Here is a 15921-nt window from a genome sequence, read left to right on the forward strand (position 1 = left end):
ATGGCAGTCGGTATTTTTGACAGTGGTTTGGGCGGGTTGACAGTCTATGACGCGGTGTCGAAACGTCTGCCTGATGTGCCGCTCGTATATTTCGGCGACAGTGCGCATGCGCCTTATGGGGTGCGCACAGCGGATGATATTTACAATCTGACGACGGCGGCTGTGGAGCGGCTTTGGGAGGCGGGCTGCGATCTTGTGATCCTGGCGTGCAACACGGCCTCTGCGGCGGCTTTGCGGCGAATGCAGGAAAGCTGGATTCCGCGCGAGAAACGCGTTCTGGGCGTCTTCGTGCCGTTGATCGAGGCGCTCACAGAACGGCAATGGGGCGACAATTCCCCGCCGCGTGAGGTCGAGGTCAAACATGTGGCATTGTTCGCAACGCCCGCCACCGTGGCCTCGCGGGCGTTCCAGCGCGAGTTGGCGTTTCGCGCCATCGGCGTGGATGTCGAGGCGCAGGCCTGTGGCGGCGTGGTTGACGCGATCGAAGACGGCGACATGATCCTCGCCGATGCGCTGGTGCGTTCCCATGTCGATGCGCTCAAGCGCAAGATGCCGACGCCGGATGCGGCCATTCTGGGCTGTACCCATTATCCGATGATGGAGGAGGCTTTTCAGGACGCGCTTGGGTCGGATGTGAAAGTGTTCAGTCAGGCCAATCTGGTGGCCTCGTCGCTGGATGACTACCTGAAACGCCACCCGCAGATGATCGGGTCGGGCAATGAGTCGATGTTCCTGACCACGGGCGATCCGGCGAAAGTGTCCCGAGGAGCGACGCAATTCCTGCGACGAAAAGTCGAGTTCATCAAAGCGTGATGGGCCTTTTGCCCTGCGGTGACCCGTCGCAATTGCGATAAAATCAGAATTCTTCTAAATTGAGGGCCTTCGATGCGGCGCACGCAGCGGGGCCGATATGAAAGACGACCGACATGACCTATAAAATCGCCATTCTGGGTGCCTCCGGCTATACGGGCGCCGAACTTGTCCGCCTGATCGCGACCCATCCGATGATGGAGATCGCGGCACTTTCTGGTGACCGCAAGGCAGGCATGGAGATGAGCGAGGTCTATCCGCACCTGCGCCACATGGACTTGCCCGCGCTCTGCAAGATTGAGGATATTGATTTCGCGGAGGTCGATCTGGCCTTCTGCGCGCTGCCGCATGCGACCTCGCAAGCGGTGATCAAGGAGCTGCCGCCGACGACCAAAGTGGTGGACCTCTCCGCCGATTTCCGGCTGCGCGATCCGGCGGAATACGAAAAATGGTACGGCAAGCCGCATTCGGCGGTCGAGATTCAGAAAGAGGCCGTCTATGGCCTGACCGAGTTTTACCGCGAAGACATCAAAGCCGCGCGTCTGGTGGCCGGCACGGGCTGTAACGCCGCGACGGGGCAATTCGTCTTGCGGCCTTTGATTGCTGCCGGGGTGATTGATCTCGACCAGATCATTCTGGATCTCAAGGTGGCTGTTTCCGGCGCCGGGCGGTCTTTGAAAGAACATCTTTTGTACGGCGAGCTGGAAGACAACGCTTTCGGCTATTCCGTCGGCGGCAAGCACCGGCATCTGGGGGAATTCGATCAGGAATTCTCCAAAGTGGCCGGGCGGGATGTCCGCATCCAGTTCACGCCGCACCTCGTGCCCGCCACCCGCGGCATCCTCGCCACGGCTTACGTGCAGGGCGAAGCCACAGCCGTGCATTACGCGCTGGCCGACGCCTATATGACCGAGCCCTTCATTCAGGTTCTGCCTTATGGCCAAGTGCCCGCGATGAAACAGGTGCGCGGCTCGAATTTCTGTCACATCGGGGTGGTGGAGGACCGCATTCCGGGCCGCACCATCGTGATCGCCGCGCTTGATAACCTGACCAAAGGCTCGTCCGGTCAGGCCATCCAAAATGCCAACCTGATGCTGGGCCTTGATGAGACCACGGGTCTCATGAACGTGCCCATGTATCCATAACGTATCCTTTATCCGCAATTCAGGGACCTGAGGAGGAGACCCCATGGCCGGTTTGAAAAACCTTAAAAAGAAACGCCGCGTACAGGTGTTCGCCATCGCCGCCGTGGCGCTGTTGGTCTCCGTGTCCCTCATCGGATACGCGTTCCGCGATGGTATCAACCTCTACCGTGACCCGTCGAAAGTCGTGGCCGACCCACCTCGCACGGGCGAGATTTTTCGTCTTGGCGGGCTGGTCGAAGACGGCACTCTGGTGCGCGGCGAAGGCACCCATGTGACCTTCTCCGTGACCGACGGGGCAGAGACCATCCCGGTGACTTTCGAAGGCGTTCTACCGGATCTGTTCGGCGAAAACCAAGGCATGATCGGCACCGGCTCCATGGTCGGCGGCACCTTTGTGGCGACCGAGATTCTGGCGAAACACGATGAGACCTATATGCCGAAAGAGGTGATGGACTCGTTGAAAGAAACCGGGGTCTATAAAGAGCCGGAGAGCTAAGGGCCCGCGGTTAGATATTGGCGACAATATCCCTAAGAACTGCTTGGCAAATATCGAGTGTCGGTATCGTGAGCATTAGGTAGCCCGTAATCGCGAAGAAAAGAGACGCAATACGCGCGACTTTGTGCGAGTGCATTTCACCGACCCACCATTCGCGCGCGAGGAGGCGAATGTAGTCGCTGTGCTTGTTTATCATGTCTCGGCGTACATCCGGCCTGTAGCCAGATACCTGAGGCTTCTTTTGCCTAGTCATACCTATGATCACCCAGAAGATTTCCAACCTTTCTTGCCAGCGATCAGAATAAACGGCGTTTTCGATTTCTTTGAGCTCGGCGACGGTGTAAGTTTCAAGCACTTGACTTGAAAAGGCTATGTCATTTTTTGAAATCTCGAGAACTTTCGGGCTCATCAGGCGAAAAAGCATATTCGATATAAGCAACGCAAAGCTTCCGAAAAAGACCAGCCGCATTTTCACAAGCCCGCTCAACCAGAATGGTGAGGCGTGGTTGGCTTCAACGCCTGCGATCGCATTGAACGAAATCAAGCCAGAAATTTCATCGCTAAAAAGGATGATGTATCCGACCAGTGGAATGATGCCGATTATACGCGAGAGATCATTGTTCGCGAGTTTCTCAATGAAAGGCCATTGGAGAAAGGCAGGGTCTATCTTGAATTCCATCGGTTGTATCTGTCACTCTGAATGTAGAAAATCTTTTGAAGTCTTCTCCGAAGCTACGGACAGAACGGTGTTTTGTGAAGATGTGACTGTATAAAGCTCTGGGCACAGCAAGCCATTATAAATAAATCGTAAATCGGGACGCGCGCGGTGATTTCCACGCGCGTTAACCTTTTTGCGGCAGCCTCAACTCATCAATTTGGTGGGATTGAGGCAGATGAAAACAGTACAGCAAATCGCGATGGAGATCGTCGCCCGCGAGGGTGGCTACGTCAACGACCCGGACGATCCGGGCGGGGCCACGAACTACGGGGTCACGCTTGGGACGATGCAGCGTCTGGGGATTGATCTGGACGGCAATGGCCGGGTGAATAAGGCCGATGTCAAACGGCTGACCCGGGCCAAGGCGCGCGACATCTTTGTCGAACATTACTTTCACAGACCCCGGATCGACGAATTGCCGCCGGTGCTGCAGGCTACCGTGTTCGATATGTATGTCAACGCGGGCGCCAATGCGGTGCGGATTTTGCAGCGGCTTTTGAACGAGATGGGGCAACGCATCGCCATTGACGGCAGCATTGGGCCGCAGACGATCGAGGCATCGTTCATTGCGCAATCACTAGCCCCGGCCTATCTGGCGGACGCGTACGGCATTGCGCGGCGTAACTACTACTACGCGCTGGCGGATCGTCGTCCGAGTTCGCGCAAATATGCCCGGCGGCGGGATGGCGGCAAGGGCGGCTGGATCACCCGCGCCGAAGAGTTCATTTCCCCGCGCTATCACCTGACGGAGGCCGAGCATGCCGCCCGGGTGGCGAGATGGGGTTGATCGGCAAGGTGTTCGAGCTGCTCTTTGGCGACGGGCGCAATGTCATCCGCGACACGGCGGAGGTGTTTTTCGAGAACTCCGAGAATTCCGCCGACCGGGAGGCCAAGACACGCGCGGCGGCCTTGCAACAATTCGCCTCCGAATTCGCGATGGAGCGCAAGGGCTATTTCGACCGTTTCATGGATGCGCTCAATCGCGTGCCGCGCCCGCTGATGGCTTTTGGCACCATCGGATTGTGCGTCTCGGCCATGGTCGATCCGATCTGGTTCGCGTCGCGGATGCAGGGCATCGCGCTTGTCCCGGAGCCTCTGTGGTGGCTGTTGGGCACGATCGTGTCATTCTAATTCGGCGCGCGGTATCAGGTGAAATCTCAGGAATTTCAACGCTCTGTCGCGGCAACCGTGGCGCAGGCGCCGAAGGTGACGGCCAATATCGCCGCACTCAAGGCGCTGGAGGCCGGAGCCAATGGCGCGGGCGTGCCGGGGGCAACAACCTGGGATGCCGCGCCGGTGGAGCCGGTCGAGGTGCCGGGCGCAGAGGCGCCTAATCCTGCGCTTTTGGCATGGAGGGAGGGCCGTGATGAGTGATGTTTTGGTGCGCGCCCTCTCCGAGCATGGGCCTTGGGTCTTGATGGTGTTCTTCCTGCTCTACCGCGATGTGCAAAAGGATCTGGCGACCCGCGCGGTACTCGACAAGAACACGCAGATCCTTGTGGAGATGACCACGATGATCCGAGAGCGGCTGCCGCGAGGGACATGGGGATGACGGATATGGCGCGTCTCATGCGGTGGATTTGGCAGAAATTGCGGGAGCTTTGGCTCGGCGAGGCGCTGAGCAAGGCTTTGAAACGGAACCGGGAGGCGGCGGCCGCTTTGGACGCTGTCGTCAAGGAGATGTTGGAACAATGAAACAGGTGATGACACTTTATGGCGTCGTTTTGGCGGCGGCCGGGATGGCGGTGGCGGCCCTCGGGTTGGAACAGGCGTTGTTGCTGGCCTATGGGGCGATTGCGCTGATGGCCTTGATGATCTCGGCCACATTCCTCTGGCTGTGGCAGGTCCGGGCGACGCCTTTGGCGCTTGGCATGTCTTTGTCCTGGGCGGGTTCGGGTCTGACGATTGGCTGGTGGTGGGCCATGCAGATCGCACAGAGTCCGGTGTGGGGCATGGAGGCCGCGATGCTTTTCCTGTTCCTGTCGCTGTTGATCGCCGGGGCGGTGCTTCACTTTTCGGTGATACAGGGCAGTTTCGGTCTCTCGGGCCTGAGTTTCCTTTGGCCGGTTCTGGGCGCGTTGCTTGTCTCTTTTGGGGTCCTGTTGCTGCTGTAAGGCACGCGGGTTGGTGGGAAGAGACGGGGAAGGGGGCCGCACTGGCCCCTTTCCTTTATGTATATGTCCTACGACCTTCGTTCATTTCCTTGCGACATCCGCGCGCAGCCCATTGGCGCAGCCTCTCCAACCGGGTAGAACGGAGATCAACAGGGGAGGCGCCTATGCTTGTAGAACTCGGACATTTCGCTCTGGTCATGGCCTTTATCGTGGCCATTGCCCAAACCGTTTTGCCGCTTTGGGGCGCGCAGACCCGAAACCGCGCGCTGATGGCCGTGGGGGAACCGGCGGCGATGATCCAGCTCGTGCTGATCGCCTTTTCCTTTGGCGCGCTGACCTATGCCTTCGTGACCTCGGATTTTTCTCTGAAGGTTGTGGTCGAGAACTCTCACACCCTCAAACCGATGCTCTACAAGGTCTCCGGGGTCTGGGGCAACCATGAGGGCTCGATGCTCCTCTGGGTGTTGATCCTGGCACTTTTCGGTGGCGCTGCGGCGCTTTTCGGCCACAACATCCCGTCCACGCTCCGCGCCCGGGTGATCGGCATTCAGGGCTCCATCGGGGTGGCCTTTCTGGCCTTTATCCTCTTCACGTCGAACCCGTTTTTGCGTCTTGAATGGCCGCCGATGAATGGTCAGGACCTCAACCCGCTGCTGCAAGACCCCGGCCTCGCCTTCCACCCGCCGTTTCTCTATCTCGGCTACGTCGGCCTCTCGATGACCTTCTCCTTCGCGGTCGCCGCCCTGCTTGAGGGCCGTGTCGATGCCGCCTGGGGACGCTGGGTGCGGCCCTGGACCCTGGCGGCCTGGGTGTTCCTGACCATCGGCATCGGCCTTGGCTCCTGGTGGGCTTATTATGAGCTGGGTTGGGGCGGCTTCTGGTTCTGGGACCCGGTGGAAAACGCCTCCTTCATGCCCTGGCTCTTCGCCGCCGCCCTTTTGCACTCCGCCATCGTGGTCGAGAAACGCGAGACGCTCAAAAGCTGGACCATCCTCTTGGCGATCATGGCCTTCGGCTTCTCGCTCATTGGCACCTTCCTCGTGCGCTCAGGCGTGATCACCTCCGTCCATGCCTTCGCCAACGACCCGGAACGCGGCGTCTTCATCCTCTTGATCCTCGCCATCTTCATGGGCGGCGCTTTGACGCTCTTCTCCTTCCGCGCCAGCGTGATGCAGGCCAAGGGCGTCTTTTCCCTCGTCTCCCGCGAAAGCGCCTTGGTGATCAACAACATCCTTTTGGCGGTGTCGTCTCTCGTGGTCTTCATTGGCACCATCTGGCCGCTCGTGGCCGAAGCCTTTTGGGAGCGGAAACTCTCCGTCGGCCCGCCGTTCTTCAACGCCGCCTTCACGCCGTTCTTCGTGGTGCTGGCCGTGCTCTTGCCAATCGGCGCGATCCTGCCGTGGAAGCGCGCGAAACTGGGCGCGACCGTCAAGAAACTCATCCCCTCGATCCTCCTCGCCGTTGCGGTCATGGGTCTCGTTTGGGCGATGCAAACCGGCAAATCGCTCTTGGGTCCCATCGGCCTCGCTCTTGGCACATGGCTTGTGGCGGGCGCCGTACAGGACATCCTGCTACGCACCGGCAAGACCATGAACTTCGGCCGTCTCACCCGTCTGCCGCGCGCCGATTGGGGGCGTCTTCTGGCCCATGGCGGCCTCGGGATCACCATGGCGGGCATCGCGGGCCTCACCGCCTGGACCGTCGAAGACATCCGTGTCGTGCAGGTCGGCGAGACCTTCGAGGTGGCGGGCTATACCATCGCGCTCGAGAATGTCGAACGCGCCCAAGGCCCGAACTATATCACCACAATGGCGACCATGGGCGTGTTCGAGGGCGACAAGAAGGTCGCCACGCTCCACCCCGAAAAACGCTCCTACCCGGTGGCACAAATGCCGACCACCGAGGCCGGGATCGACAATGGTTTCCTGCGCGACGTCTACCTCGTGATCGGCGATGTGCAATCGAACGGCGGCTGGGCGGTGCGCACCTATATCAAGCCTCTGGCAAACTGGATCTGGGGCGGCACGATCATCATGGCCATCGGCGGCTTCCTGTCACTCACCGACCGTCGCTACCGTGTGGCCGCCGGTGCGCGTAAAGCCGAAACCGCGCCCAAGGGAGTGCCCGCAGAATGAAATACCTGCTCCTTGTCCTCGCCCTTCTGACCGCAACGCCCGTCTTGGCGGTGCAACCCGACGAAGTCCTTCCGGACCCGGTGATGGAATCCCGCGCACGTGACATTTCCCAAGGCCTGCGCTGCCTCGTCTGCCGCAACGAGAACATCGACGAATCCAACGCCGAATTGGCCAAAGACCTGCGTCTTCTGGTGCGCGAACGCCTTGTGGCGGGGGACACGAACGACGAGGTGGTGGACTATGTGGTCGACCGCTACGGCGAATTCGTCCTGCTGAAGCCGACCCTTACCGGCGCCAACAAGCTCTTGTGGATTGCCGGGCCGGTCATGTTGATCCTCGCACTGATCATCGGCCTCACCTTCATCCGACGCCGTGGCAAGGAACCCGAGGTCGCCGATCTGACCGAAGACGAAGAGGCCCGCCTCGCGCGTCTGATAAACGACTAGCGTTTCCTTTGCTGCCAAAAATACTCACGAAACCCCGCCGCTGGACAGACCTCGGCGGGTTTTCTATATCTGGCGCAACGGTCCACAGTTCACCGAGTCGCTGCCAGCCTTCGGGCTATGCTGAACCTGCTTCGATCTCTCACCATCCGGTAATCCCGCGCGTCACCCGCGTGGCAAGGGCAGCTCCCCGCAAGTTCTAAGACGCGATCAACGGAGAAAACCGATGACTCGTGAGTGTATTTCCCTCACCCTTCCCGATGTGTCCGCCTTTGCGCGCGCATTGAAATCCGAATTTGGCGAGGATAGCCCTGAGGCCCCCGGGCACCAAAGCCTCTTGAACGCCATCGCGCGCGCAGGCGGCTATCGCAATTTTCAGCACCTCAAAGCCACCCAGACCGGCGCGGGTCCCGTGACACCCGCCGAAGGCCGCGCCGTCACGCGGGCCTTGGCGCGTTTCGATGAGGCGGGTCTCATGACCTCATGGTCGACCAAGCGCAAGGTGCGCCAGCATTGCCTCTGGGCGCTTTGGGCGCAGGTGCCGTCACGCCGGGAGTTCACCGAGCGTGAAATCTCGGCGCTCTTCGACACTATGACGGCATTCCGAGACCCGGCACAAATCCGGCGCTCTCTGATCGAGGACGGGTTGTTGGGGCGCAATCTCGACGGCTCCATCTACCGCCGTCTTGAGGCCGAGCCGGACGAGACCGCCAAGGCCGTGATCCGCGCGGTCAAACGTCGTCGCGACGCGAACCCGGAGGTGCCGGACCGCGCCTCTGCCGTTTTGGGGCTCTAAGTCGACAGACAAATTCCCGCCGTGACGGGGCGTCTCTCTTCCTTTCTGCGCGGGGCTCTTTATCTTGTGCTCAGCCGCGACTTCTGCGGGACATGGGAGAGAGACGCATGCATTACGAGACCATCCGCTTTGAGCAAGAGAATGACGTCGCCGTGGTGACGCTCAATCGCCCGGAGGTGATGAATGCGCTCAACACCCAGATGCGGGCCGAGATCACCCATGCGGTGCGCGATGCCTCGCAATCCGCCCGCGTGATCGTTCTGACTGGCGAGGGCCGCGCCTTTTGTTCGGGTCAGGATCTGGGCGACGGCGTCGATGCCGCGACCGCCGATCTAGAACGCACGCTGCGCGATGAATACGAACCCATGGTCCACGCGATCCACGACAGCCCGGTGCCCACCATCGCTGCCGTCAATGGCACAGCGGCGGGGGCGGGGGCCTCTCTGGCGCTGTCTTGCGACGTGGTGATCGCCACGCACTCCGCCGTCTTTCTTCAGGCCTTTTCCCGCATCGGTCTCATTCCCGACGCGGGCGGCACCTATATGTTGCCGCGTGTCGTCGGGCTGGCCCGCGCCATGGGCGCCTCGCTCTTCGCCGATGAGATCAGTGCCACGCAGGCCGCCCAGTGGGGCATGATCTATGAGGCCGTCGAGGATGCCGACTTTGAGGCCCATTGGCGGGCGCGGGCAGGCTATCTGGCCAAAGGTCCGACGGTCTCTTATCGCCATCTCAAAGAGGCCATGCACGCCTCCTATGACAACACGCTCAAAGATCAACTGGCGTTGGAGGCGAAGCTGCAAAACCGTTGCGGCCAGACCCGCGATTTCAAAGAAGGCGTCATGGCCTTTCTCGAAAAGCGCAAGCCTCACTACGAGGGCCGCTAAGCCTCTGAGAGATTCGCGATCACCTGTGTTGTCAGCGTCGTGAACTCCGCGCGCTGCTGATCGCTCATGCCTCGGGTCGCCAGATCGTTGACCTCCGAGGCCGCCCGGATCGCGGGCTCTCTGAGACCCCGCGCACGCTCCGTCAGCCAGACGGTCTGCACCCGCGCGTCTGCCTCATGGGCGCGCCGGACCACCAAACCGTCGCGCTCCATTCGCGACAGCGTATTGGCCATGGTCGCCTGTTCGACGCCCAGCTCCTGAACCAGCTCGCGCTGCGTCTGCCCCTCTTTTTCCCAAAGCGCCAGCATCACCGGGAAGGTCCCCGTGGAGAGGCCCAGCGGTTTGATCCGATCCTGAATGGCGCGGATAAAGAGGCGTGCCATGTGGTTCACCTGATAACCTTCGGAGTGTTTGCGGGAGAAATTAGTCTCTGTCATGCGACTTGTTTTTCACAATATAGCTTGCTATGCAATTATATATAGCAAGCTATTAAAATGGAGACTCACCATGCTGCCCAAACTTCACGCCGCCTTCGGAGCGGCCGCCCTTCTGATCATCGCCACCTTCTGGACCGCCACGGTCACCACCATCGTCATCGGCGATAAATACCTGATCGCCATGGCAAAACTCGGCATCGCCTGGGGCCTCTTGGCGCTTATTCCGATGCTGATCCTGACCGGGGTATCCGGCAACCGGCTCGGCCAAAACATGCGCGGGCCTCTGATCGGTGCCAAACAAAAGCGCATGAAGATCATCGCCTTCAACGGCATCGTCTTCCTCGTGCCCTCCGCGCTCATCCTCTTGCCTTTGGCGATGCAAGGGCAGGGCGGGCTCCTCTATTGGACCATCCAGACGCTCGAACTTTTGGCCGGCGCCACCAATATCACGCTGCTGGGCCTCAATATGCGGGACGGGCTGCGCCTCTCGCGCCGTCGCGCTGCTCCGGCCTAAAGCGTTTCCTTTGTTGCCAAAAATACTCAAAAAAAACCCGCCTCCAAAGAGGCGGGTTTCGCATTTTCTAAAAGATCGAGAACGGCTTAGCGGTCTTCGACATTCACATAGGGGCGTTCGGTCGCGCCGGTGTAGAGCTGACGCGGACGGCCGATTTTCATGCCTGGATCTTCGATCTGCTCTTTCCACTGGGAAATCCAGCCGACGGTGCGCGACAGCGCGAAGATCGGGGTGAACATCGCGGTCGGGAAGCCCATGGCCTCCAGAATGATGCCGGAATAGAAGTCGACGTTCGGGAAGAGTTTCTTCTCCGCGAAATACGGATCGGCCAGCGCTTGTTTCTCAAGCTCTTTGGCGACCTGCAGCGTCGGGTTGTTTTCCACGCCCAGAAGCTCAAGCACCTCGTCGGCGGACTGTTTCATCACGGTCGCACGCGGGTCGAAGTTCTTGTACACGCGGTGGCCAAAGCCCATCAGGCGGAACGGATCGTTCTTGTCTTTCGCGCGCGCGATGAATTCCGGGATGCGATCCACGGACCCGATTTCTCGCAGCATTTCGAGACAGGCCTGGTTCGCACCACCATGCGCCGGCCCCCAGAGACAGGCGATCCCAGCGGCGATACAAGCAAACGGGTTGGCGCCCGAAGAAGACGCCAGACGCACGGTCGAGGTCGAGGCGTTCTGCTCGTGGTCGGCGTGGAGCGTGAAGATACGGTCCATGGCGCGCGACAGGATCGGGTTCACCTCATAGGTTTCCGCCGGGACGGAGAAACACATGTTCAAAAAGTTCGACGCGTAATCGAGATCGTTGCGCGGGTACACGAACGGCTGGCCGATGGTGTATTTATAGGCCATCGCGGCAATCGTCGGCATTTTCGCGATCAGGCGAATGGTCGCCACTTCGCGCTGATGCGCGTCCGAAATGTCGATGGAGTCGTGGTAGAAGGCGGACATGGCGCCAACCACACCGACCATGATCGCCATCGGGTGGGCGTCACGACGGAAACCGGTGAAGAATTTGAGCATCTGCTCGTGCACCATCGTGTGATGGGTCACGGTGTTCTCGAACTTCTCCATTTGCGCGGCGGTCGGCAGTTCGCCGTAGAGCAGCAGGTAGCAAACCTCGAGGAAATGCGATTTCTCGGCCAGATCACCGATGGTGTAGCCGCGGTGCAAAAGCACGCCTTCGCCACCGTCGATAAAGGTGATCGCGCTTTCACAAGCCGCGGTGGAGGTGAAGCCCGGATCGTAGGTGAACACGTTCGCCTGGCCATAAAGCTTACGGATATCAAGAACATCCGGGCCCGCAGTCGGGGAATAAACGGGAAGATCGTAGGTCTGCCCGTCAAGCGTAAGGGTCGCGGTTTTCTGAGTGTCTGCCATCGTCGTTCCTTCGGTTGTCAGCGGCCTCCAGATCACGAAGATCTCGTGAGGGGGCGCTTGTGGTCTGGCGGGCGCCCGGGCGTATCCCGGACATCCTTTGGGCTTTGGACCCGCATCTGGGTCCTGATCTGGCCGCGGGGCACGCGGGGGATAGGTCGCAAATCGCGATTCCCCTGACCCCGTATCGGCCCGTCCCGAAACGCAATCGTTCCGGTCAGAATGTCTAAACCCGCGCCGCTTTCGACGCACCGACCCGAACAAATGTTCGTGGCCGGTCTCGGTACAATCGTTTTGGCAAAGTCGCGCGCGCGCCTTCCGCCTTTATTCTTGTGTCCCTTGCTCTGAAATCAAAGCCCGGAAATCTTCGATCCGCGCCAGGGTTTCGTCGCGGCCCAGAACCAACATCATATCGAGGACACTGGGTGTGACAGCGCGACCTGCGAGGGCGGATCTCAAAGGCCCGGCGACTTTCCCGAACCCAAGCTCCAGCGTCTCCATCACGCGGCCAACCGCCTCCTCCAATGCGTTGCGCTCCCAGCTAGCATTTTGCAGGTGCGGCGTCAATTCTTCCAGTATACCGTTGGATACTGAAGTCACCTGTTTTTGCGCTTTCTCATCCATGTCCACCGGGCGGGACACCAATGCAAACCGTGCTTTTTCAATGAGTTGCGGGTAGGTTTTGGCCGATCCCTTCAGGAAGGACAGGGACACGGAAAGCCGCGATTTTTGCTCTGGACGCAGCGCATCCGACCCCGAGGCCGCAAGGTACCCATCAATTTCGCTCAAGATTTCATCGTCCGCCAGAATTGCGATATGCTGACCACAGATATTCTCAAGTTTCTTGGTGTCAAATCGCGCGGGCGCCTTGTTGATTCCATCGAGATCGAACCATTCCATCGCCTGTGCGTCGGTGAAGAACTCATCATCGCCATGGGACCAACCCAAACGCGCCAGATAATTGCGCATGCCGGATGCCGGATAGCCCATGGCCTGATATTCCTTCACGCCGACCGCGCCGTGACGTTTCGACATTTTCTTGCCATCAGGGCCGAAAATCAGCGGAATATGCGCGTAAACCGGCAGCGGCCAGCCCATCGCCGCGTAGATCGTCATCTGACGTGCGGCATTGGCCAGGTGGTCATCGCCCCGGATCACATGGGTCACGCCCATATCATGGTCATCGACAACAACAGCCAGCATGTAGGTCGGTGTGCCATCCGAGCGTAACAGGATCATGTCATCGAGCTGATCGTTCTGGAACGTTACGTCACCTTGCACCTCGTCCGCCACCACGGTGGCGCCCTCGCGCGGCGCCTTGACGCGGATCACATAGGGCGCGTCCGGGTAGGTCGACGGATCCGCATCGCGCCAGGGCGAGCGATAGAGCGTGCTTTCCTTCTTGGCGCGGGCCTCTTCGCGGAAGGCTTCGATCTCTTCCTGGGTCGAGAAACACTTGTAGGCCTTGCCGTTCGCCAACATCTCGCGGGCCACCTCGGCGTGGCGCTCGGCGCGTTCGAACTGGCTCACCGCCTCGCCATCGTAATCGAGCCCAAGCCAAGCCATGCCGTCGAGAATCCCCTGCGTTGCCTCGGGCGTCGAGCGCGCGCGGTCGGTGTCTTCGATCCGCAAAAGGAACTTGCCGCCGCGACCGCGGGCGTAGAGCCAGGAAAACAGCGCCGTGCGGGCGGTGCCGATGTGCATGTCGCCGGTGGGCGAGGGGGCGATGCGGGTGACGACGGGCGTTTGGGAAGCGGCTTCGGACATGGGGAAATTAACCCTTTAGTAACCATGTTGGCAGATGATTTTCGTCACCGGGCATAAGCGAAGGCGGAAGGGGAAACAAGGGTGCGCGCCCTCACGAGACTGGCACAGATCCCCCTCGACATCGTCGATGGCCAACACGGGCGGTTGTTCCTGTGGCTGCCCGTGTGTTTCGGCACGGGCGTCGGCCTGTTCTTTGCCCAGTCCTTGGAACCCTCACGCATGCTCCTCTGGACGCTCGCGGGGCTGATCCTTTTGGCCGCGCTCGCTTCGATCAAGACACCGCCACGTGTGCTGCCCTTGTTGGTCGCGGCATTGGCCGTCACGTTGGGCTTTCTCGCCGCCGGTCTGCGCACGCAACTGGTTGCCGAACCCGTTCTGACATTCCGCTATTACGGTCCCGTCGAGGGAAGGGTGATCAAGATCGACCGCTCCGCCTCCGATGCCCTGCGTCTCACGCTCGACCAGGTCACCCTGCGCGATTTCTCGCCTTCGCGCACCCCCGCACGCGTCCGCGTCTCGCTCCATGGTCCGCAGGATTTCGTGACGCCAGAGCCGGGGCTCCGCCTCGCCATGACGGCGCATCTCTCGCCGCCGCCCGGTCCCACGGAGCCCGGCGGCTTCGATTTTCAACGCATGGCCTGGTTCGACCGTCTGGGCGCGGTCGGCTACACGCGGACGCCTGTCTTGCGCGCCGCAGAGGTCGATCCTACGCCGCTTTTGTGGGTGCATCGTCTGCGCCAGACGCTTTCAACTGCGCTGCAATCTCAGCTTCCCGGCGAGACCGGCGCCTTTGCCGCCGCCATTCTCACCGGTGACCGCTCCGGCATTTCGCAAGAGACCGCCGAGCATCTCAGGGGCGCGAACCTCTCCCATCTTCTGGCGATCTCCGGCCTGCACATGGGGCTTTTGACCGGCGCCGTGTTCTTTGCGCTGCGGCTGATGTTGGCGATGATCCCCGGTGCCGCGCTCAAATGGCCCCTCAAGAAACTCGCGGCGGGCGGCGCGCTGGCGGCGGGGGCCTTCTACCTCGCTTTGTCCGGCTTTAATGTCGCGACTGAGCGCGCCTTTGTCATGGTTTCCGTCATGCTCGTGGCGGTGCTTTTGGACCGTCAGGCCATTTCCTTGCGCGCCGTCGCCATCGCCGCCCTCATCCTTTTGGTCTTGCAACCCGAAGTGCTCCCCGAACCCGGCTTTCAGATGTCCTTCGCGGCCACCACCGCCCTCGTCGCCGTCTTCACCATCGTGCGGCGGATGCATCTCATGGCGCGTTGGCCGAATTGGCTCAGAGGTGTCACAACCGTGATCCTGTCCTCCGCCGTCGCGGGCATCGCCACGGCGCCGGTCGCCGCCGCCCATTTCAACCGGATCGCGGATTTCGGCCTGATCGCCAATGTTTCCGCCGTGCCGATCATGGGCGCGCTCGTCATGCCTGCGGCCATCGTGGCCGTGTTGCTCACGCCCTTGGGACTTCAGGGCATCGCCTTGTCCGTCATGGGGCTGGGCATTCGCTGGATTCTCTTTGTCGCCGAAACGGTGTCCTCTTGGGAGGGCGCCGTGAGCCGCATCGTCTCGCCGCCGCCAGCCACATTGCCGCTCATTGCTTTGGGCGCTTTGTTCGTCATTTTGTGGCGCGGGCGTTGGCAAAATCTTGGTATTCTTCCGGTTTGTGCGGGGTTCCTGCTCTGGGCGACGCATGAGCGACCCGCGCTTTTGATCTCTGACGATGGGTCTCTGGTCGGTCGAATGAGTGCCCAAGGGCGCGCCCTCTCAAAGCCCAAAGGCGCGGGTTTTGCCGCCACTGTTTGGTTGGAAAACGACGGAGATGTCCCGGATCAGGCCATGGCCGCCGCCCGCGCAATGCCGCCTCTGGATGTCGGATCGGTGCGTGTGACGCAGGTCACGGGGCGTGGTTGGCAAGAGGTTGCTCTCAGCGCCTGTGGCCCGGCGGATCTGGTGATCGTGAATAAACTCTGGGAAGAAGAAATGCCCGAGGGCTGCCTCCTCGTCGATCTCGGATTCCTGCGGCAAAGCGGTGCTTTGGCGCTCAGTGAGATCGGCGGAGAGGTGCGGTTGCGCACCGCTTATGCCGCCTCCGGTGTGCGCTATTGGAACACGCCCGATTTGCGGGGCGAGTGGGGCGTGACGGCACGGGTGGCCCGCGCCGACCGTGCACCGGCAACCATGGGGCTGCGGTTCGGTCAGACTGACGCGCAAGCGACGCGTTTCGCATTTGCCACGCGCTAAAAGAAAAGCACCGCACGAGAATGTGCGGCGCTTTCCGAG

17 protein-coding genes and 1 pseudogene are annotated in these 15921 nt (G+C 60.7%); 14 read left to right on the forward strand and 4 right to left on the reverse strand.

The features are described 5' to 3' along the window. From HCZ23_RS13205 to ccmE, 3 genes are all read left to right on the forward strand, one after another. Positions 1 to 813, forward strand: a complete 813-nt coding sequence (locus HCZ23_RS13205; RefSeq protein WP_167602183.1) for a glutamate racemase — start codon at positions 1 to 3, stop codon at positions 811 to 813. A gap of 113 nt (positions 814 to 926) precedes the next feature. Continuing rightward, complete coding sequence (gene argC, locus HCZ23_RS13210) at positions 927 to 1955, forward strand: N-acetyl-gamma-glutamyl-phosphate reductase (protein WP_167602184.1); 1029 nt, start codon at positions 927 to 929, stop codon at positions 1953 to 1955. Positions 1956 to 2007: 52 nt separating this feature from the next. Next, the gene (gene ccmE / locus HCZ23_RS13215; protein WP_175580908.1) at positions 2008 to 2451 is read left to right on the forward strand and encodes a cytochrome c maturation protein CcmE; all 444 of its coding nucleotides are present in this window, start codon (positions 2008 to 2010) and stop codon (positions 2449 to 2451) included. Between the two features lie 10 nt (positions 2452 to 2461). Here ccmE and HCZ23_RS13220 read toward each other — a convergent pair whose 3' ends face one another. Beyond that, on the reverse strand, positions 2462 to 3130 hold the full coding sequence (locus tag HCZ23_RS13220) for a hypothetical protein (RefSeq protein WP_167602186.1): 669 nt from the start codon (positions 3128 to 3130) through the stop codon (positions 2462 to 2464). Between the two features lie 214 nt (positions 3131 to 3344). Between HCZ23_RS13220 and HCZ23_RS13225 the strand changes: the two genes are divergently transcribed. From HCZ23_RS13225 to HCZ23_RS13265, 9 genes and pseudogenes are all read left to right on the forward strand, one after another. Then, entirely contained in the window at positions 3345 to 3956 is a 612-nt protein-coding gene (locus tag HCZ23_RS13225; protein WP_167602187.1) for a holin-associated N-acetylmuramidase, read from the forward strand. Next, a pseudogene (locus HCZ23_RS13230) lies at positions 3947 to 4543 on the forward strand (holin family protein). Before HCZ23_RS13225 ends, HCZ23_RS13230 begins: the two are co-directional and overlap by 10 nt. Further along, positions 4536 to 4721 (forward strand): hypothetical protein, encoded by a 186-nt coding sequence (locus HCZ23_RS13235; protein ID WP_217703200.1) that lies wholly within the window; start codon positions 4536 to 4538, stop codon positions 4719 to 4721. The pseudogene HCZ23_RS13230 and the gene HCZ23_RS13235 overlap by 8 nt, the downstream one beginning before the upstream one ends. Further along, positions 4718 to 4864 (forward strand): hypothetical protein, encoded by a 147-nt coding sequence (locus HCZ23_RS13240; protein ID WP_167602189.1) that lies wholly within the window; start codon positions 4718 to 4720, stop codon positions 4862 to 4864. The genes HCZ23_RS13235 and HCZ23_RS13240 overlap by 4 nt, the downstream gene beginning before the upstream one ends. Continuing rightward, positions 4861 to 5283, forward strand: coding sequence for a hypothetical protein (locus tag HCZ23_RS13245; protein WP_167602190.1), 423 nt, complete (start codon positions 4861 to 4863; stop codon positions 5281 to 5283). Before HCZ23_RS13240 ends, HCZ23_RS13245 begins: the two co-directional genes overlap by 4 nt. Positions 5284 to 5447: 164 nt before the next feature. Next, positions 5448 to 7418 (forward strand): heme lyase CcmF/NrfE family subunit, encoded by a 1971-nt coding sequence (locus tag HCZ23_RS13250; protein WP_167602191.1) that lies wholly within the window; start codon positions 5448 to 5450, stop codon positions 7416 to 7418. Beyond that, complete coding sequence (locus HCZ23_RS13255; RefSeq protein WP_167602192.1) at positions 7415 to 7864, forward strand: cytochrome c-type biogenesis protein; 450 nt, start codon at positions 7415 to 7417, stop codon at positions 7862 to 7864. Before HCZ23_RS13250 ends, HCZ23_RS13255 begins: the two co-directional genes overlap by 4 nt. A gap of 223 nt (positions 7865 to 8087) precedes the next feature. Beyond that, positions 8088 to 8657 (forward strand): DUF2087 domain-containing protein, encoded by a 570-nt coding sequence (locus HCZ23_RS13260; RefSeq protein WP_167602193.1) that lies wholly within the window; start codon positions 8088 to 8090, stop codon positions 8655 to 8657. A 107-nt stretch (positions 8658 to 8764) separates the two neighbouring features. Next, positions 8765 to 9541 (forward strand): enoyl-CoA hydratase-related protein, encoded by a 777-nt coding sequence (locus tag HCZ23_RS13265; protein ID WP_167602194.1) that lies wholly within the window; start codon positions 8765 to 8767, stop codon positions 9539 to 9541. Here HCZ23_RS13265 and HCZ23_RS13270 read toward each other — a convergent pair. Then, positions 9538 to 9978: a MarR family winged helix-turn-helix transcriptional regulator gene (locus HCZ23_RS13270; protein ID WP_167602195.1), complete on the reverse strand. Its 441-nt coding sequence runs from the start codon at positions 9976 to 9978 to the stop codon at positions 9538 to 9540. The genes HCZ23_RS13265 and HCZ23_RS13270 overlap by 4 nt on opposite strands. A 70-nt stretch (positions 9979 to 10048) precedes the next feature. Between HCZ23_RS13270 and HCZ23_RS13275 the strand changes: the two genes are divergently transcribed. Further along, the gene (locus HCZ23_RS13275) at positions 10049 to 10492 is read left to right on the forward strand and encodes a hypothetical protein (protein ID WP_167602196.1); all 444 of its coding nucleotides are present in this window, start codon (positions 10049 to 10051) and stop codon (positions 10490 to 10492) included. An 86-nt stretch (positions 10493 to 10578) separates the two neighbouring features. Here HCZ23_RS13275 and gltA read toward each other — a convergent pair whose 3' ends face one another. Then, positions 10579 to 11874: a citrate synthase gene (gltA, locus tag HCZ23_RS13280; RefSeq protein ID WP_167602197.1), complete on the reverse strand. Its 1296-nt coding sequence runs from the start codon at positions 11872 to 11874 to the stop codon at positions 10579 to 10581. Between the two features lie 321 nt (positions 11875 to 12195). Next, complete coding sequence (gene gltX / locus HCZ23_RS13285; protein WP_167602198.1) at positions 12196 to 13638, reverse strand: glutamate--tRNA ligase; 1443 nt, start codon at positions 13636 to 13638, stop codon at positions 12196 to 12198. An 81-nt stretch (positions 13639 to 13719) separates the two neighbouring features. On the opposite strand from gltX, the gene HCZ23_RS13290 reads away from it, so the two are divergent. Then, positions 13720 to 15882, forward strand: a complete 2163-nt coding sequence (locus HCZ23_RS13290; RefSeq protein WP_167602199.1) for a ComEC/Rec2 family competence protein — start codon at positions 13720 to 13722, stop codon at positions 15880 to 15882. Positions 15883 to 15921: the final 39 nt, after the last annotated feature.

This window comes from Celeribacter sp. HF31 (genome assembly GCF_011806455.1).
Taxonomy (GTDB): domain Bacteria; phylum Pseudomonadota; class Alphaproteobacteria; order Rhodobacterales; family Rhodobacteraceae; genus Celeribacter.

Bases quoted from the DNA above. Each gene is read 5' to 3' on its own strand.
- HCZ23_RS13270 (WP_167602195.1), bottom strand. From the start codon at position 9,978: ATGACAGAGACTAATTTCTCCCGCAAACACTCCGAAGGTTATCAGGTG.
- gltX (WP_167602198.1), bottom strand. From the start codon at position 13,638: ATGTCCGAAGCCGCTTCCCAAACGCCCGTCGTCACCCGCATCGCCCCC.
- HCZ23_RS13255 (WP_167602192.1), top strand. From the start codon at position 7,415: ATGAAATACCTGCTCCTTGTCCTCGCCCTTCTGACCGCAACGCCCGTC.
- HCZ23_RS13220 (WP_167602186.1), bottom strand. From the start codon at position 3,130: ATGGAATTCAAGATAGACCCTGCCTTTCTCCAATGGCCTTTCATTGAG.
- HCZ23_RS13225 (WP_167602187.1), top strand. From the start codon at position 3,345: ATGAAAACAGTACAGCAAATCGCGATGGAGATCGTCGCCCGCGAGGGT.
- HCZ23_RS13245 (WP_167602190.1), top strand. From the start codon at position 4,861: ATGAAACAGGTGATGACACTTTATGGCGTCGTTTTGGCGGCGGCCGGG.
- HCZ23_RS13250 (WP_167602191.1), top strand. From the start codon at position 5,448: ATGCTTGTAGAACTCGGACATTTCGCTCTGGTCATGGCCTTTATCGTG.
- HCZ23_RS13240 (WP_167602189.1), top strand. From the start codon at position 4,718: ATGACGGATATGGCGCGTCTCATGCGGTGGATTTGGCAGAAATTGCGG.
- HCZ23_RS13265 (WP_167602194.1), top strand. From the start codon at position 8,765: ATGCATTACGAGACCATCCGCTTTGAGCAAGAGAATGACGTCGCCGTG.
- gltA (WP_167602197.1), bottom strand. From the start codon at position 11,874: ATGGCAGACACTCAGAAAACCGCGACCCTTACGCTTGACGGGCAGACC.
- HCZ23_RS13275 (WP_167602196.1), top strand. From the start codon at position 10,049: ATGCTGCCCAAACTTCACGCCGCCTTCGGAGCGGCCGCCCTTCTGATC.
- HCZ23_RS13205 (WP_167602183.1), top strand. From the start codon at position 1: ATGGCAGTCGGTATTTTTGACAGTGGTTTGGGCGGGTTGACAGTCTAT.
- argC (WP_167602184.1), top strand. From the start codon at position 927: ATGACCTATAAAATCGCCATTCTGGGTGCCTCCGGCTATACGGGCGCC.
- HCZ23_RS13260 (WP_167602193.1), top strand. From the start codon at position 8,088: ATGACTCGTGAGTGTATTTCCCTCACCCTTCCCGATGTGTCCGCCTTT.
- HCZ23_RS13235 (WP_217703200.1), top strand. From the start codon at position 4,536: ATGAGTGATGTTTTGGTGCGCGCCCTCTCCGAGCATGGGCCTTGGGTC.